Annotated in this window: 10 protein-coding genes; 8 read left to right on the top strand and 2 right to left on the bottom strand. The window is 69.3% G+C overall.

What is annotated here, in order from left to right; genetic code table 11:
- Positions 1 to 966: 966 nt before the first annotated feature.
- The 6 genes from ACEXOX_RS45145 (at position 967) to ACEXOX_RS45120 (ending at position 9,338) form a co-directional block, all read left to right on the top strand.
- Positions 967 to 3,519: a hypothetical protein gene (locus tag ACEXOX_RS45145; RefSeq protein WP_406526942.1), complete on the top strand. Its 2,553-nt coding sequence runs from the start codon at positions 967 to 969 to the stop codon at positions 3,517 to 3,519.
- Entirely contained in the window at positions 3,516 to 4,388 is an 873-nt protein-coding gene (locus tag ACEXOX_RS45140; RefSeq protein WP_406526941.1) for a DciA family protein, read from the top strand. Before ACEXOX_RS45145 ends, ACEXOX_RS45140 begins: the two co-directional genes overlap by 4 nt.
- 95 nt (positions 4,389 to 4,483) lie before the next feature.
- On the top strand, positions 4,484 to 5,506 hold the full coding sequence (locus ACEXOX_RS45135) for a hypothetical protein (protein WP_406526940.1): 1,023 nt from the start codon (positions 4,484 to 4,486) through the stop codon (positions 5,504 to 5,506).
- Positions 5,507 to 5,856: 350 nt separating this feature from the next.
- On the top strand, positions 5,857 to 6,555 hold the full coding sequence (locus ACEXOX_RS45130) for a hypothetical protein (RefSeq protein WP_406526939.1): 699 nt from the start codon (positions 5,857 to 5,859) through the stop codon (positions 6,553 to 6,555).
- Between the two features lie 305 nt (positions 6,556 to 6,860).
- The gene (locus tag ACEXOX_RS45125; protein WP_406526938.1) at positions 6,861 to 7,400 is read left to right on the top strand and encodes a hypothetical protein; all 540 of its coding nucleotides are present in this window, start codon (positions 6,861 to 6,863) and stop codon (positions 7,398 to 7,400) included.
- Entirely contained in the window at positions 7,401 to 9,338 is a 1,938-nt protein-coding gene (locus ACEXOX_RS45120; protein ID WP_406526937.1) for a hypothetical protein, read from the top strand. It abuts the gene before it with no gap.
- A gap of 900 nt (positions 9,339 to 10,238) precedes the next feature.
- Here ACEXOX_RS45120 and ACEXOX_RS45115 read toward each other — a convergent pair.
- Both ACEXOX_RS45115 and ACEXOX_RS45110 read right to left on the bottom strand, forming a co-directional pair.
- Positions 10,239 to 11,759, bottom strand: a complete 1,521-nt coding sequence (locus ACEXOX_RS45115; protein WP_406526936.1) for an ATP-dependent RecD-like DNA helicase — start codon at positions 11,757 to 11,759, stop codon at positions 10,239 to 10,241.
- Positions 11,687 to 12,568 (bottom strand): helix-hairpin-helix domain-containing protein, encoded by an 882-nt coding sequence (locus ACEXOX_RS45110; protein WP_406526935.1) that lies wholly within the window; start codon positions 12,566 to 12,568, stop codon positions 11,687 to 11,689. The genes ACEXOX_RS45115 and ACEXOX_RS45110 overlap by 73 nt, the downstream gene beginning before the upstream one ends.
- Before the next feature lie 564 nt (positions 12,569 to 13,132).
- Between ACEXOX_RS45110 and ACEXOX_RS45105 the strand changes: the two genes are divergently transcribed.
- Together ACEXOX_RS45105 and ACEXOX_RS45100 are read left to right on the top strand one after the other, a co-directional pair.
- Positions 13,133 to 13,678, top strand: a complete 546-nt coding sequence (locus ACEXOX_RS45105) for a DUF6083 domain-containing protein (RefSeq protein ID WP_406526934.1) — start codon at positions 13,133 to 13,135, stop codon at positions 13,676 to 13,678.
- Positions 13,679 to 13,815: 137 nt separating this feature from the next.
- Positions 13,816 to 14,328: a hypothetical protein gene (locus tag ACEXOX_RS45100; protein WP_406526933.1), complete on the top strand. Its 513-nt coding sequence runs from the start codon at positions 13,816 to 13,818 to the stop codon at positions 14,326 to 14,328.
- Positions 14,329 to 14,790 lie beyond the last annotated feature (462 nt).

The raw sequence follows: 14,790 nt of genomic DNA, 5'->3' as shown, positions 1-14,790 counted from the left end.
GTCGGTGTGTCAGGAGCCTACGGGGGCGCGGCGACACGGTATGCGGTGGGTTCCCTGTGGGGGGCGCGGTAGGGGTAGAGTGATCTCGAATATCCCCTATACAAACTTGAGCCCCGCAGCCTTAGGCAAGCTGCGGGGCACCACGCGACCTAAAGGCATAGGAGGTCACGTCGTGGTTCAGGGTACCCGTACCCTCCGACAGGCACACACCAAGGCACCCGCCGTAGCAGCGATGTACGAGATGTCGCTCCGGCTGGGTGCCTTGTCTGCTCTTCCGCACCGGTCCGTGTGCGGGCACACCGCTTTCGCGGAGGTTGAGATGAGTTAGGTCTGCTGGGCGGCCTTGCCGCCCTGGCCGCTGGGTGTTGGCGCACCCGCTGCGGCCTTCATGTCACGGCCCGGTTTGGCGACCGGGCCGGGGCCCTGATCAGACGGTTGGCGCCGGCTGATCGGCCGAAACTCAGGTTCTCCCCAGAACCAGCCCCACCGAAGCGGGGCTTTGTCATACCCACTCTCCTAAGAGAGAGGCGTTCCCATAATGCAGCATCGCGCTGCCCAAGGCCAGCAGCTCCACGCCCGGATGGCGTGGAGCGCGCCACTCCAGCCTGCGAAATGCCACTTTTGTCCGGTCGTGCGGTCGGTTTTCGCTGCGGCACCGCGCGCGGCGGCCGTACGGGCCGCGGCCGGGTCCCGTCGGCACGGGCGGTGCCGCCAGAGTCCGCGGGCGGTGGTCCGGCCGGCCGGTCCGGCAGCGGCTCCGGTACCGCGGCGTTCCCGCCTGGCGGGACCGGTTCGCAAGACGGTGATGCGCGGGGCGGGAGCGGCGGCTCGCGGACCTCTGTCCACAGGTGGGCCGGGTGAGGGTCGGCAGATGACGACCTTGACCTGCTTCTTTCCAACTCTGACCTCATCCGTCGCGCGTCGGCCGGTGTCGGTGCGGCTGTCCGTGGTGGCGGGGGTGTGCCGGTGAGTGCCGTGGCGGTGGAGGCCGCTGGGTGGGTGCCGGGGCAGCGGCGTCGGCTGCGGGCCGTGCCGGGCCCGTCGGACCCGCAGCCGGACCCGCAGCCGGGCCCGCCTGTTGAGCTGGGGCTGGGGAATCCGCTGCTGCTGACGAAGGCGACGCAGGAGCGGCTGCTGGCCGCGGTGCGTGCGCTGGTGGATGATCCGGCGCTGGCGGGTGCGTCGTACGGGGCGCGGCTGGGGGCGGTGGTGCTGGTGGCGAAGGCCAGCGTCCGCCGCGGGCACCGGACGGTGATCCAGACGCGGGAGCTGGGCCGGTGGCTGGGGATGTCGCGGGAGCAGGTGGCGCGCACGGTGCTGCCGGAGCTGCGGCAGGCCGGGAGGCTGGATGACCACGAGGTGCAGGATGCGTCGGGGAATGCGGCGCTGGAGTGTGCGGTCGTGCCGCTGGTGCGGGCGCAGGAGGCGGGGGAGCGGCGGCATCCGCTGGCGTTGTCGCGTTCGGAGCTGGCGGTGCTGCTGGCGTTGTGCGAGGCGCTGTTCGCGCCGGGCTGGGGCGGAAAGAAGCGAGGGCTGCTGGCCGGGCGGAGCGGCAAGGGCGGGGCGATGGACCGGCTCGGGCTGCTGCTGATGGTGCTGTCGACGGGGCCGTCGGGCCGGCTGCGGCTGTGCCCGGGGACGGTGCGCGGTGGCCGGGGGCGTCCGGCGGCGACCATGGCGCGGCTGCTGGGGTGTTCCGGCGATGCGGCGGCCCGGCTGCTGAACCGGCTCGAGGGTGCGGGGCTGGTGCAGAGCTCGCGGAGGGAGACGGTGGCGCGGATGCGTGGCCGTGGCCGGGTGTGTGTGGTGCCGGTGGCGAAGGCGCGGGGCCGTCGTACGGGCCCCGGACGGCCCTGCGGCGGGGAGAACGCCGGGATTCGGGACCGCGCGGATACGTCACACGGAGATCTTGGGCCTGCGGGGCAGGGCGGATTCTTTGGGGCTGCTGGGGTTTCCGAGCCTGTGGAGGCCCCGGAGGCGGTTTTCCGGGACCGCGCGGATGCTTCACACCTTCACGCAGTTCACGCTTCTGGGGCAGTTGAGGATGGGGATAGTGCGGGTGCTTGTGGGTTTTCCGGCAAAGGCCGTGGTGGGTCCGGTCGTCGGCCGGAGCGCGCGGGCGCGGGCGAGGAAGCGCCGCCGTCGGCTGTCCTCCCTCGGCCTCGGCGCACGTCTCCCCCGGTGCGGGGGAGCGCGCTGCGCGCGGACCAGCCCACCCCTTCTTCCCGCCCTGCCCGTTTGTCCTGCCTGGGCCCGGTCCTGAGCCGACGTGTTCCGCAGGTGGCCGGGCTGCTCGACAGCGTCGTTCCGTCGCCCAACGGCTACCAGTGCGAACGGCTGGCCCGTGTGGTGCGGGGCCTGCTGGCCGGGGGTGAGGACGACGCGATGATCGCGTTCCGCCTGCGGGAGCGGCTGGAACCGCTGGCCACCGGTGACGCGGACCGGCCCTACGCGTTTCGCCGTGACGGCCTGTCGTGGGCGCTGACCGTCGGCCTGCCCTACACGCCCGGCGGCCTGACGACGCTGCCGTGCTCCCGCCGCGGCTGCCAGGCCACCGTGAGGGCCAGGGCCACCGACACCGTCCGGTGCGACGACTGCGAGCTGGCGGTGGTAGAACGCAAGCACGCCGCCGCGGCCCGGCAGGCAGCAGCAGCACCGCGGCCTGAGACGCCCTGCAGCCGGTGCGGCAAGCCGGCCACCGCCGGACTGTGCGGGGTGTGCTGGGCCGATGAGGAGACCGAGGCCCTGGTCACGCAGGCCGTCGCGCTGGCGGCCGCCGGCTGCGGTGAGCCCGACGACCCCGGGATGACCGCGGCGCTGGCCGGCATGGCCGAGCAGGAGGCCCGTTCCCGTATCCAGGACGCGCGCGCCCGTCTCGCCTCCGCCGGCGGAACCGACGAGGTGGTCGCCCTTCAGGCCCGGCTGACCGCGCAGTCCGTCGTCCACGAATTCCGGGCGACCGCCCTGCTGGCGCTCGGCAACAGCAGCCCCCAGGCCGAAGCCGAGGCCCGCAGCGCCTACGCCGCGCAGATGCGGCGCCGCCACCTTCACCCCAGCGCCGAAGCGGCCCGGCAGGCCGCCCAGGAGGCCGGTGAGGAGGCACGCCACCGTACGGCCGAGTACCTGCTGACCCAGCGCAGCAATGCCTGGCTCGCCGTCCGCGCTTCAGAAGCTGCGGCGCCGGTGCCCGCGGCGCGTTGCGCCGTGTATGAAGCCGGTGCCGCCCGGGCCCGCGCCGCCGGCGCCCCGCGTCCGGCCCGGGACGGCCGTGCCGGACGGCCCGCGGACGCCGGCCGCCTCCTGGTCCGCCCGGAGGTGGATGAACTGCAGGCTGCCGCCGACGCCGAGGAGACCGCACGGCTGCGGGCGCAGATCGCCGCCGAGATGCCCGGCCTGGCCGCCGTCACCGTCGCCCACCACGGCACCGTCTACGACATGCCGCCCCGCCCGGGCGCCGGCCCGGCTGTCCCCCGGGGATGCCAGGATGAGGGCGATGCGCAGAGGGGAATGCCGGTATGAGCCTGGAGCAGCCCGCATGGTTCGCAGACGTCGACGCCTGGTGGGTACCGGCAGTCGGCGAGGAAGTCGCAGCGCGGGTCCGGCCGCTGGGGTTCGACGCCGAGCTTCGCCTGCACGTCGAATGCGACAGCCGGGCCTGGACGATCCAGGTACGGCTGCTCGCGCACCATTTGGCGAAGCGGCTCGACCGGTGCCTTCCACAGCACCAGGTCACCGGCGTGATCGTCCGCCCCTACGCGGTCCCCGTCCCGTTGGTGCTGGAGGAGCACTGGCCCGAACTGGTCGGCGAAGACCTCGGCACGCAGATCCTTCCTCTCCAGCTCTTTCGCCAGGGCCAGGAGTTGTCGACGTTGGCGCTCTCTGCCGAGGCCCGCGATCGCTTTCGTCCGCTGATCCCGGAGGTCCTCGAGGCGATTCGGCGTCTCCTGGGCCCGGACTGCGCCCTGACGAGCATTCCTGTCCCCTCCCTGTATCCGGTGACCGTGGCGGTGACCGCGTCCGAGGACTGGGACGATCCGCACATCATCGACAGCGTGCTGTTCGACACCTGGCACGACGTCACGCAGGTCTACGGCCCGGAGCATTCACTGTGCTTCGAACACACCGCACACAGCCAGGCCGACCGCATCGTCGCCGAGTGGACGGCACACCACGCCGGGCCCTGCCACGACGTCGGACTGACCGCCATGCCACCGGGCGCCGGCGCAGAGACCCTGCGGGCCCGGGAGGAACAACTGATCGCACGAAAGCCCGATTTGTGCCTTGCCTTCCTTGCAGACCCAGCTCACCCCACACACGTCGTGGACTCAGCGCGGGCGGCTTCGATTCCGGTACGGGTCATCACCCCCGCTGAGAAACCCCGTGGGTAGCCGTGTCAGCACCCGCCAACGTGCACGGCGGCGCGCTGCGCCCGAAACCACCGCTACGCTGACCAACTCGCCCACACCGACGCCGGGAGCGCCGCATGAGCACGTTTTTGCGCCCGTCCGCTGACCGGGCCGTCATCCGCTGCGACCAGTGCCCGGGCCAGCCCGTCCTGCCCACCCACCGGGAAGAGACCGACACCCGGCGCTGCGTGCGCTGCCAGGGCGAGCACCGCTGGCTGCCCCAGCCCCACCCCGACGACCACCTGTGCTCCGTGTGCCAGCGCGAGTGCCCCACCTGCCAGGCCCTCACCTCCAACGGCGAGCGCTGCCGCACCTGCCGGGACCGCTGCCGCACCTGCTCCGGGCCCCTGCCCAAGCGCCCCGACTACGCCTCCGGCGTCACGCACGTCGCACCCGAAAAGCGCAAGGACCGCCGCCGCAAGTGGGAGCGCACCTACTTCCCCCGCTCCTGGGACCGCGACCAGTGCGAGGCGTGCCAGACCGCGGCGAGCGCGAAAGACCCCTTGCGCGCGGTACTGGCCGCGCTGCCCGACAAGCTCGTCCTGGCCTGCGGCGGCGCCGTGCCACCCGCCGTCGTCGATCTCATCCACGACGAGCTGCGGCGGCACACCCCGGCCCGGCTCGCCGCCCGCATCGAGCGCCGCTGGTGGAAAAGCTGGGCCGGCCGCCCCCTGCAGCGCAAGGCCGACGGGCACCACGACGGCTACGGGCCCGACGACGTCGCGGTGTGGCTGCTGGTCCCCACCGCTTGCAACGGCCGGTGCGAAGACGGCTGGCACCCGGCCCCGCCGGAGCGCCCCGACCGCGACGACGAACCGTGCACTGTGTGCCGCGGCGGATGGCTGCTCACCCCCCGGCGCGACGAGGCCGAGGAAGACGTCGAAGCCGAGGGCCAGTCGGCTGCGGCGCGCACGCTCGCCGACGCCGTCAGCTACCGGCCCCCGCTTCAGGAATGCACTGGCCGTGGAGGAACCTGCGGACGGCCCGTCACACCTCCGCATACCCAGTGCCCCGAATGCCTCGACTGGCCCTGGTGTGTCTGCCGGCGTCGCCGCCACAACCCCGAACAGGCCGCCTGCCCAGCCTGCTCCACGCGGTGACCACGCCGGAGGCCGCTTCCGTGCCGCCAGAACATGCCCGTCCGGCCCACTGACAAAGCGCGCCGGCTGACATCCCTGCCGGGACCAGGCCCGGCAACGAGGGGCCTCTTCGCTTCGCGGCCAGTGGCGTCTTCGCCGCGGTGTCATCCTGAGCTGGGCGCGCCTGGTACCTGCAGCGCGGCATCGTCCGCGCCTCTGACCACGCCGCCTGCCCAGGCTGCGCCACACGGCGAACGGGCTCAGGGCCGTTGCCCTGGGACGACGCGGCGGATGGCACCACGGGTCGGCCTCGAAAAGGGTTCGCTGCGCGGTAGGTTCGCAAGGACGCAGCCTCCAGAATCGGAGACGTAATGACCGAAACCGTTGATGACGTACACGGGGCAGTGAAGACGGTGCCCACCCCGTGGCCCGATCTGACGTCACTCGCCGATCTCAGCTTCCGTCACAAGGTGGGCATCGTCGCGCAGCGCGGTAGCCGGGAAGCCAAGGTCGGCCGGGACGTCGCGGTTCATGCTGCGCGAGCCGGCATCCCCGTGGTTCTGTTCACTGGGTACCCGCCTGCCACGAGGCCTGCGTCGCTTTTCATCGACATGACTCCCGCGCCGACCGCAGCGCATATCAACGTCAGCGCCGAAAGACTCATCTCGGGCCGAAAACCACGTCTCATCGTCATCGAGCGTTACGAACGGCTGAGTCAGGACGCCCCTGAGCCGCAGTGGGACGACGCCCCAGACGATCCCGGCGACGACCCGGCCAGCGAATCGTGGGGAGACCGGCTGATGTGGACGGTCCGCGACATCCGAGTCGAGATTCCCACGCTGTTCACGACTGTCGTCGACCCAGTGCCCGACCTGGCCCGGCCGTTGTTCAAGTGGCTTGACGTCGATCACCCGGCGATGGTGATGACGGACGTCTGCAAGCCGATCCTCGTGGTGGCGCGCACGGGGCCCGGGGTGGTCGAAGCCCGCCTGGAGGTCGATCCGCTTGAATTTCGGACCGGGTCCCTCTTCACCCTGGAGTGGGCGCCGCTGAGCACACAGATGAGGTAGCTGACGAAGTTCCGGCTAACTTCCTTTCGGCCGGGATGCCACACTGCCGAGCCGGGCAGTGCCGTGGCCGAACCCTGCGCGGAGGCTGGGGGCAGGGACGAATGAACGCCGCGCATTTTGCCGAATTGATGCAGACCCTGGCGAGGCGGCCCTGGAAACGCATCAACCGCCACGTCACCGCAACGATGATGCCGCTCCCATAGCCAGGGGCCGACGGCGGCCAGCACTTGGGTGAGTCTGCACCACTCTTGAGAGAAATTCCGCTACACCATGAGTCTCTTCACGGCTATGGAGCAGGAGCACAGGTGAACACGGACTTTCACGTCAGGGCTGCGGCAGTGCTGGGAGCCAGCGGCGGCAGGATCCACTGGCCCTATGGGATGGCGTTGCCGCAGAGGACGAAAAAGTACCGCGAGGACCCGCAAGCATACGAGGAGGCGACCGAGGAGGCACGCAAGCGGCAGGAAAGGCTGGTGCGATGGGCGGAACAGCACGAGCTGAAGCTGAGCGATGCGGGCTGTTGCCCGCACTGGCTGCAGCGGAAGATCAGCCGCCGGTGCCCCAATGTCGCCTACCCCAGTCCGTGCACCCGCTACGGGTCACAAAACGGGGCGCCGGACTACCACTGGCTCGATCATGTGACGAGCTGGCTGAGGAACGGAAGGCCCGCGGTGCTGGCGGCGGCGCCCTACGGTGTGAACTCCGAGGACGAGCAACGGCTCGCATTCTGGGCAAAGCAAGACAGCCGACTGCGCATGACGCGGGGCGACGGCTGGTACGGGTTCAGCACCACCCACCTGATCATGTGGCGTTCCGACCATATTGGGACCGTCAGCCCAGCTTGATTGGCCGCGAATTGCGTCTCGCCCGGTTGTCTGGGGCCGCTAACCTGGCCGTCCGGATTTCAAGGGGTGAGCCAAGCCATGGGTAAGAAGCGCCAGCAGCGTCGGCGGCGGCAGCAGCGAAATGCACGCAAACCTCAGCGGCCTTCCGTAAGCCGGTACCTCATTCCCGGCCCCCGGCGCCCGTTGCTGGAGGTGCACTTCGAGGCGGCGGTGTCCGAGGAGGACAAGGCGCTGTGCCTGTCCTACTGGAATTTCACCGAGCCGGGTGTATGGAGCCACAAGGTGGCCGACCTGGGGTCCAGCGCCCTGGTCGCCCGGACGGTCAGGCAGTCCTGCCATGCCTGCCTGCTGACGCTGCTGTGCCCGCAGTGCACCAGCCCGATCACCGTCAGGTCGCGTTCCGACCTGGCCCACACCCGTCTGTGGCGCGCGGAGGTGTTCCCCCTCGAGGAACAGAACGCCAAGATTCCCTGCGACGGGTGCTACGAGGCCGCAGCCGAAGCGCGTCGCCGAGCGGAGGCACGCGAGGCCGAGGAGCAGAAGAAAGCCAGGCAGCGCTCAAAGGAGGAGCAACGCCAAGCGGCTCAGGCCCGCGTCGCCAGCGCCGAAGCATGGCTCGCGGGCCACCGCAGCCTTCCCCTCCCCGAAGATCCCCCCTCGGTCCGGGACACGCTGGCTCTCCTGACCATGATCGACATCATGGAGCGGAAGGACAAGGACACCTTCGGCCCTCTCAGCGACCTCACCTACGACCTTGGGACATCTCTGAGCGCCGATGTGGAGACGCTGACGGACCTTCACCAGAAACGGTGGATCGCCCCTGCCCTGCCTGCGACCACCGGCGACTTCAGGTTCCGCGACGACAACACCGTCAGCGGCGTCCACGCCGAGACCATCCCGTGGCGGCTCGCGCCCGCCCTGGGCACCGATGCTCTCCAGGCCCGCCGGACGACCGCCGACACCTTGCGCCGCCTGCTGTTCGAGCGCACGGCCGAACTGGAAGAGGCTGCCCAGGAGCTCGACACCGTCACCGCCGTGCTCTACCTGGACAAACTCCTGACCCACAGATACGACGAGGAACCAATCCCGGACCACCGCCTGCAGGAGGCCGTCGACACCTTCCGCACGGCGCTGCGCGACGGCTTCTCCTTCGGCCACCTCCTCTCGGTCGCCTGGAGCGCCACAGCCAGCTCGGTAGCCTGGGGCCAGCGCACCCAGGGACTCCGGCCAGGCAGTGTGGGGTCGGCTTCGGTGACCAATCTCGGCCGACGCTTCGGCTACGCCAAAGACCGCCCGGTGCCCGAGTACGACCTGCCGCACTACGTGACTCCCCCGGCGACGCGGGCGACGGTGGTGCGGTTGCTCGAACAGCACGGCGCGGAGCACAAGTCCCTGCACCAGTTCCGGTCCCTGCAGCAGGCAATCGGCTCCCGGGAGACAGAAGCCTTCGAACTCGACGGTGACCTCGCTGAGGGGACGGACACAGACGTGCCGACGGCGGCCGGCACCTTCTCCGCAGACCCTGCCGGCCTGCTCGACGGACCGCCATCTGCCAGCAAGCAGGCACCGCCCATCACGTACGTGCTGGTGACTGCGGACGGCGCCCTGGAGACCCGCAGGGAAAGCCTGGAACTGATGAAGGAAAAAGTAGGCACGGCCGGTGCCGGCATGGTGGACAGGATCCTCATCAGCGAACCACCCACAGTGAACGCCTATGTCGGCGCACTCGTACCCCGGTCAAAGGAGACCGCGAACCCGGTGGCTGATGAGATGCTCTGGCTGCTGGGCTGCCACAGCGGGCTGTGCTTCGGCGCCATCGTCTTTTTCGCTGTCGGCCCGCACGGCGGTCTTCCCCGCAGCCTGGACGATGAACAGCAGGACATGCTGTGCGCCGCCCATCAGGTAGCCCAGACTCGTGAGGCCGCAGCCACCCGTTGACGGAAGGCCGCGTGTCGTACTGCCCATGCGAGCACGCCGGGAGCGGAACCACTACGTTCCCCGGCGTGAACGTACACAATTCCGGCATCCGTCTCAGCTTTCCGGACGACACGCTGGTCGCCCATTTCACGGAGTGGGACGGCTCTCGGATGACAACGAAATTCCGCACCCGCCCGGCCGCCCAGGTACAGCGGCCCAAGCCCGGCACCTGTGGCGCCACGTCGAAGACCACGCCGTGGCCGTGCGAGTGGCGAGTTTCGCCAAACAGCCCGTGCCCTCACCACGGCCCCGGCCACGAGGACAACCGGTGCGGTGCCACCACCGGCAAGAGCTCCGAATGTCGATGGAACCTGGCAGTACGCGGCCCATGCCGACGGCACCCCAGCTCCTGGGAACGGTTCGCCGTCCTGGTACGCCAGCGGGAGGAGGCCGAAGCCGCTCGGCGCCAAGCCGAGGCCGCCGAGCGCCAGCGTGAGGAGGAGGCGTACTGGGAAGAAGTGCTGAGAGGACCGTGCGAGTACTGCGGAGCTGATGAAGGGGCATCTTGCTTGTCAGCCGGCCAGCCGACGGAACACGTCCATCGCGTTCGCCGCGACCTCGCTCATCACAAGAAGCAGGCCGCGGTCAGTCCCTGCTCGTCCTGCGGAGCCGCGATCGGCGAACTGTGCCGCACCGCCCGTGGGAAGACGCCGTCGTCTGTCCACTCGCACCGTGCCCAAGAAGCACAGCGTCACGGTGTGCGTTGAGGCCGTCCGCTGCACACGCGCAAAAGCGCCGACCGCCTTGGTTCGCAGATGTCGCTGCCTCAATGCAGGGTGTCCGCCGGCTCGCGAGAAAGCGGCCGGCGGGCCGGTAGCTGCGCGGACCGGCTGTCGGGCCGCGGGCACGGCACGGGCCTCCTCAGTCCCACGCGAGTTGCCCGTCGGCCCGACGGGGACGCGGCGGAGAAGGCACCGCTCCCGGATCAGACAACCGGGTCTCCAGCGCCGTCCTGCGCCACCGGACCTCCGTGTTGCCCAGAGCCCTCTCCACCGCCTTGCGGTGCCCGATGATCAGTACGGCCCGCTGGGCCCGGGTGACGGCGGTGTAGAGCAGGTTGCGCTGCAGGAGCAGTGACTGGGAGCACGTCATCGGGATGATGACGTACGGGTACTCGCTGCCCTGGGAGCGGTGAACGGTCATCGCATAGTTGTGCAGCAGTTCTTCCGCGACGTCGAGAAAGGGGTAGTCGATAGCTTCGTTGTCCGGCTCGAAGGTGACGGTCACCTCGCTGGTTTCCCTGTTGACGGCCGTGATGGTGCCGGTGGCACCGTTGAAGATGCCGTTCAGGCCTCGGCGCGGGCGGTTGCGGGTCTGCAGGACCCGGTCGCCGAGCCGGTAGATGCGGCCCTCCGCATGGTGTTCCGGTTTGTCCGGGTGGGCGGGGTTCAGTTCGGCCTGCAGGCGCAGGTTCAGGTCGGTGGCCCCGGCCGGGTGGCGTTTGCCGGGACACAGAACCTGCACCTCGTGCGGGTTGATTGCCAGCGCCTTGGGGATGCGGCGTGCGACGAGGTCGACCACCTCTTCCGCGAGGAGCCGGGCGTCGGTCGCCGGATTGTCGACCAGGTCAAGTCGGACCACGTTGGGGTGGGGCGCGGGCATCCGCCCGGCGAGGATGCAGTGCGCGGCATCGACGATGGCGCTGCTGCCGTCGAGCTGCCGGTAGACCTGGACCAGGCGGGTCCGGGGCACGGCAGCGACGGCCAGCAGGTCGCGCAGGACGCGGCCGGGTCCGACGCTGGGGAGCTGATCGATGTCGCCGACCAGGAGCAGGTGGCAGCCGGTGCGTACGGCACGGAAGAGCTTGGCGGCCAGTTGGACGTCCAGCATGGACGCTTCATCGACGATGACCATGTCGGCGGTGGTCAGCGGGCTTTCGTGGTCGAACAGGGAGTCGCCCTCGGGAGGGTGCAGCAGGCGGTGCACCGTCTGGGCCGGATGACCGGTGCTGTCCTCCAGGCGTTTGGCGGCCTTGCCGGTGGGGGCGGCCAGAGCGATGCTGGCCCCCTCGCCTTCGAGGATGTCGACCAGCGTGCGCAGCGTGTGGGTCTTGCCGCAGCCGGGGCCGCCGGTGAGGACGGACAGGGGAGACGTCAGTGCGGTCAGGACAGCCTGATGCTGCTCATCATTGAGGCCCGCGGTGGCGGCCGAGCGCAGGGAGCCGGCTTTCTCCTGCCAGTCCTGCCAGTCGGCCAGCCCGGATACCGCCTGCAGCTGACGCAAGACGTGCTGGGCAAGGGAGCATTCGTCATCGTGCAGCCGGATCAGGCTGACGATCTCGGTGTTCCGGCGTTCCGAGGCGCCCGGCGTCACAGGGAGGGGCAGGACTTCGCGGACGGCCTGGCGCTCGGCGACCAACGCCTCGAGGGCCTGCCCGAGCACGGCCGGATCGGTGATCTCGCAGGTGCGGGGGTCGTCATCGGCCAGCAGCTTCCTGGCTTTGGCCAGCAGGGCCAGCCGGGGGTGTAGCAGTGACCGCCACGGGCTTCGGTGTCGAGGATGTGGAGCAGCGCGGCTTGCAGGCGGGCCCCGTCGTGCTTGGGGACTCCGGCGGCCAGGGCGATCCGGTCGGCGGTGTCGAAGGCAATGCCGTGCACGTCGCGGATCAGCTGGTACGGGCGCTCGCGTACGACCTCGGCAGCATCTTCCTTGCTGTTCCTGTACGTCGAGTAGATCTTGATGGCCAGACCGGTGGAAATACCCAGACTGTGCAGCAACGTCATGAGTGCGGCAATGGCCTTCTGCGTCGCCCATGCCGCCACGATGATCGCGGTCCGGGTGTGCGCGATGCCGTGAATCTCCGCCAGCCGGTCGGGCTCTTCGTCGATGATGCGCAACGTGTCCTCGCCGAAACGGCCGACGATCGCTTCGGCCAGAGCCGGCCCGATGCCGCAGATCAACCCGGACGCCAGATACATCCGGATCGCCCGCACCGAAGCAGGTAGCGTGCGCCGGCATTCCTGAACCCGGAACTGCCTCCCGTAGCGTGGGTGCTCCTCCCACGTGCCGGTGAGCTCGACACTCTCACCAGGCTGCAGCGAAAACAGCGCTTTGCCCCTCGCAGTGACGTCCTGGCGCCGCCCATCGCTGGCCTGAGATGACAGGCGCAGCACGGTGTTCTCGTCGAAGGAGACGAACAGCAGGTGCTCAACGATCCCCTCGATCGTCGCGCTGGAATCAGAGGTGTTCACGGCTCTCCCGTGTTACCAGATGCAGTCGGCAGCCACACGGCAGCAAACTAGGTCGGAGAATTATCAACACGCTGAAACCATCATTGGTCCGCACAAACCTGGCTGCCGACAGACGTAGCACGACAAACAACCGTTGAGCCTCGCCCGTACGAGGGAGCACACCTTCCCTTTTATGCCGTCACCCGTGTGACAGGTATGGGAGGCGCTTCGCCACACATCTTCCGCCGAGGTGGCAATCAAGCTTTGCTCTCTGGGACTCCGCCTCTGCCTTCCAGAGAGCTGTGCCGCAGCAGGTGCTGGAACACAAGAGATCCGCTAGACACGGGCGGCCCACCCTCAGCGGAAGAAGACGCTCCTCCCCGAATCACCCACCCGGACAGAACATTCAGCGCTAGAACTACTCAGCCTCGTCGACCAGGCCGTACGGCACGTTGGCCCGGCCGTCCATGAGCGGCGCCCGTGCACTCCAGGCCGCGCTCAAACGCTGCTTCTGCGGCGTGTGGCGGCAGCCGTGTCAGGTTTCCCTCCACCAGCGCGCCCGCCTTACACCTCCGGGCGACCAGGATGCGCCTGTCCAGCCTCACCGACCCCGCCGACGCTGGATGGATGGGGGACACACACGCCACGCCGGTCTGCACCCACTGCAAAAAAACCGACAGTACGGTCCGCGAGCGTGGCAAGCCTTGGGGGGCACGCTGCGGCACCTGCTGGGAGGGGGACCAGAACCGGCTGGACAACTGGCAGGCCATCTCCGAGGGGGCAACCGCACCTCCGCCGCCGGCCCCGCCGCGCTGTTCGGAGTGCACTTTGCTCCAGGACCGGTATGAGACGTCCTACCGCCGGTGGGTGCTGCTGGAGCCACGGCTGCTGCTGCCCGCAGAGTCGGTTCCGCCGTGGAAACGCTGGTTCGTCCAGCCGGACGGAACCGCCGTGAATTCACAAGACCGGCCAGCGCAGCCGGGAGCGAAATGCCGGATCGCTCACCGGGTGGTGTGCCCATGCGGGCCGACACCGGCCGGAGAGGGCGTGCTGTTCACGGTGGTGCGGGAGGAAAACCGGCGCCGGGCAGATCGGGAGACCCCACCGGGGCAGCTACCCGGAACAGCGTGAGAAGCCCAGCAACCGCTCGCTGATCACCACCGCTGCCAGCCTCGGATGGAGGAAGGCCGCAGAAGGCGGCCCCTTGTGTTCTACGCGAACCCTGCACGATCTTTCTGGGAGGACACCGCCCTCGAGAAGATCGGTCTGTGACTCGGTATAACAACATCTCCGGGGGCAGCTTCTTGGCTCCCGTCGTTCAGGTCAAAGAGGTCCGCGGAAACATCCTGCTGCCGCCCGCCACGGTCATGGAACAGGCGGAGTACCAGGCATTTTTCCGCTGCACCCAGTCGTCGCGAGATGCACTCAGCGCTGGATGGTCAGCCAGGCCAGCCGATTCCATGGCGGCCAAGGTTCCGAGCGCAGTCGCCCATGTCGACGTCAGCGTTCTGGCACTGCAGAACGCTCTGGAACGACTCGCTCTGATCGCTCCCCACGGCGTCGGCCTAGCCTCCCTCGCTGTGGTCGAAGCGGTGCAGGATGCAGCTAATACCCAGTTCGCCCTCCACGTAGGCAACACTGGCTCGCTACAGCGGCTCTGGGACCTGGACTCCTCAGCAGCCTCTTTGCAGCAGGAGGCTGTCCACGAAGCACTTCGAGCTTTCGTTCTGGCCGTCCGGCACGCCTCAGGCCTCGTCCCGGACAAGGACCGACGAACATGAACTCACGTACCGCCCTCCAACACATGTTGGGTTTGTCCGCTGGCGGACACTCTCCGCGCGCCGCGCTCGGCGCTGGATCTCGCCGGTGGACTGGCCCAAGGACAGTGCACGACCTCCTTCGCGCCGCTCGAACCCCATGAGAACACCTCCTGACCCGCCCGTCACCGGGAGCGGAGCCCTGGCTCGTATCCGTAGGAAGGGACCGGTTCCACGGCACCGACTTGTCGCTCTGTCACGTCGGATAAAAAGGGCTTATCCGACGCCATGCGCCCCGTGGGCGCGGAATTGCCGCACCGGAGGACCATCCGCTCAAACCCGGAGGAAGCGCCGACCCGCCCCCGGACGCCGGCGGCTGAGAGCACACTGGCCACCGTCGACCGCGGGGTGCGCAGTCCGGAACAACGGGGCCGGGCAGCGTCCGCGGTTGGGACCGGACACTCAAGGCAATTCGCCCCCGGCTTC

Origin of the sequence: Streptomyces sp. Ac-502 (assembly GCF_045222935.1) — a bacterium.
GTDB classification, from domain to species: domain Bacteria; phylum Actinomycetota; class Actinomycetes; order Streptomycetales; family Streptomycetaceae; genus Streptomyces; species Streptomyces monomycini.
The sequence above is the reverse complement of the archived record's forward strand: the minus strand, read 5'-3'. Positions and strand labels throughout refer to the sequence as shown.

Bases quoted from the DNA above. Each gene is read 5' to 3' on its own strand.
- ACEXOX_RS45130 (WP_406526939.1), top strand. From the start codon at position 5,857: ATGACCGAAACCGTTGATGACGTACACGGGGCAGTGAAGACGGTGCCC.
- ACEXOX_RS45135 (WP_406526940.1), top strand. From the start codon at position 4,484: ATGAGCACGTTTTTGCGCCCGTCCGCTGACCGGGCCGTCATCCGCTGC.
- ACEXOX_RS45105 (WP_406526934.1), top strand. From the start codon at position 13,133: ATGCGCCTGTCCAGCCTCACCGACCCCGCCGACGCTGGATGGATGGGG.
- ACEXOX_RS45140 (WP_406526941.1), top strand. From the start codon at position 3,516: ATGAGCCTGGAGCAGCCCGCATGGTTCGCAGACGTCGACGCCTGGTGG.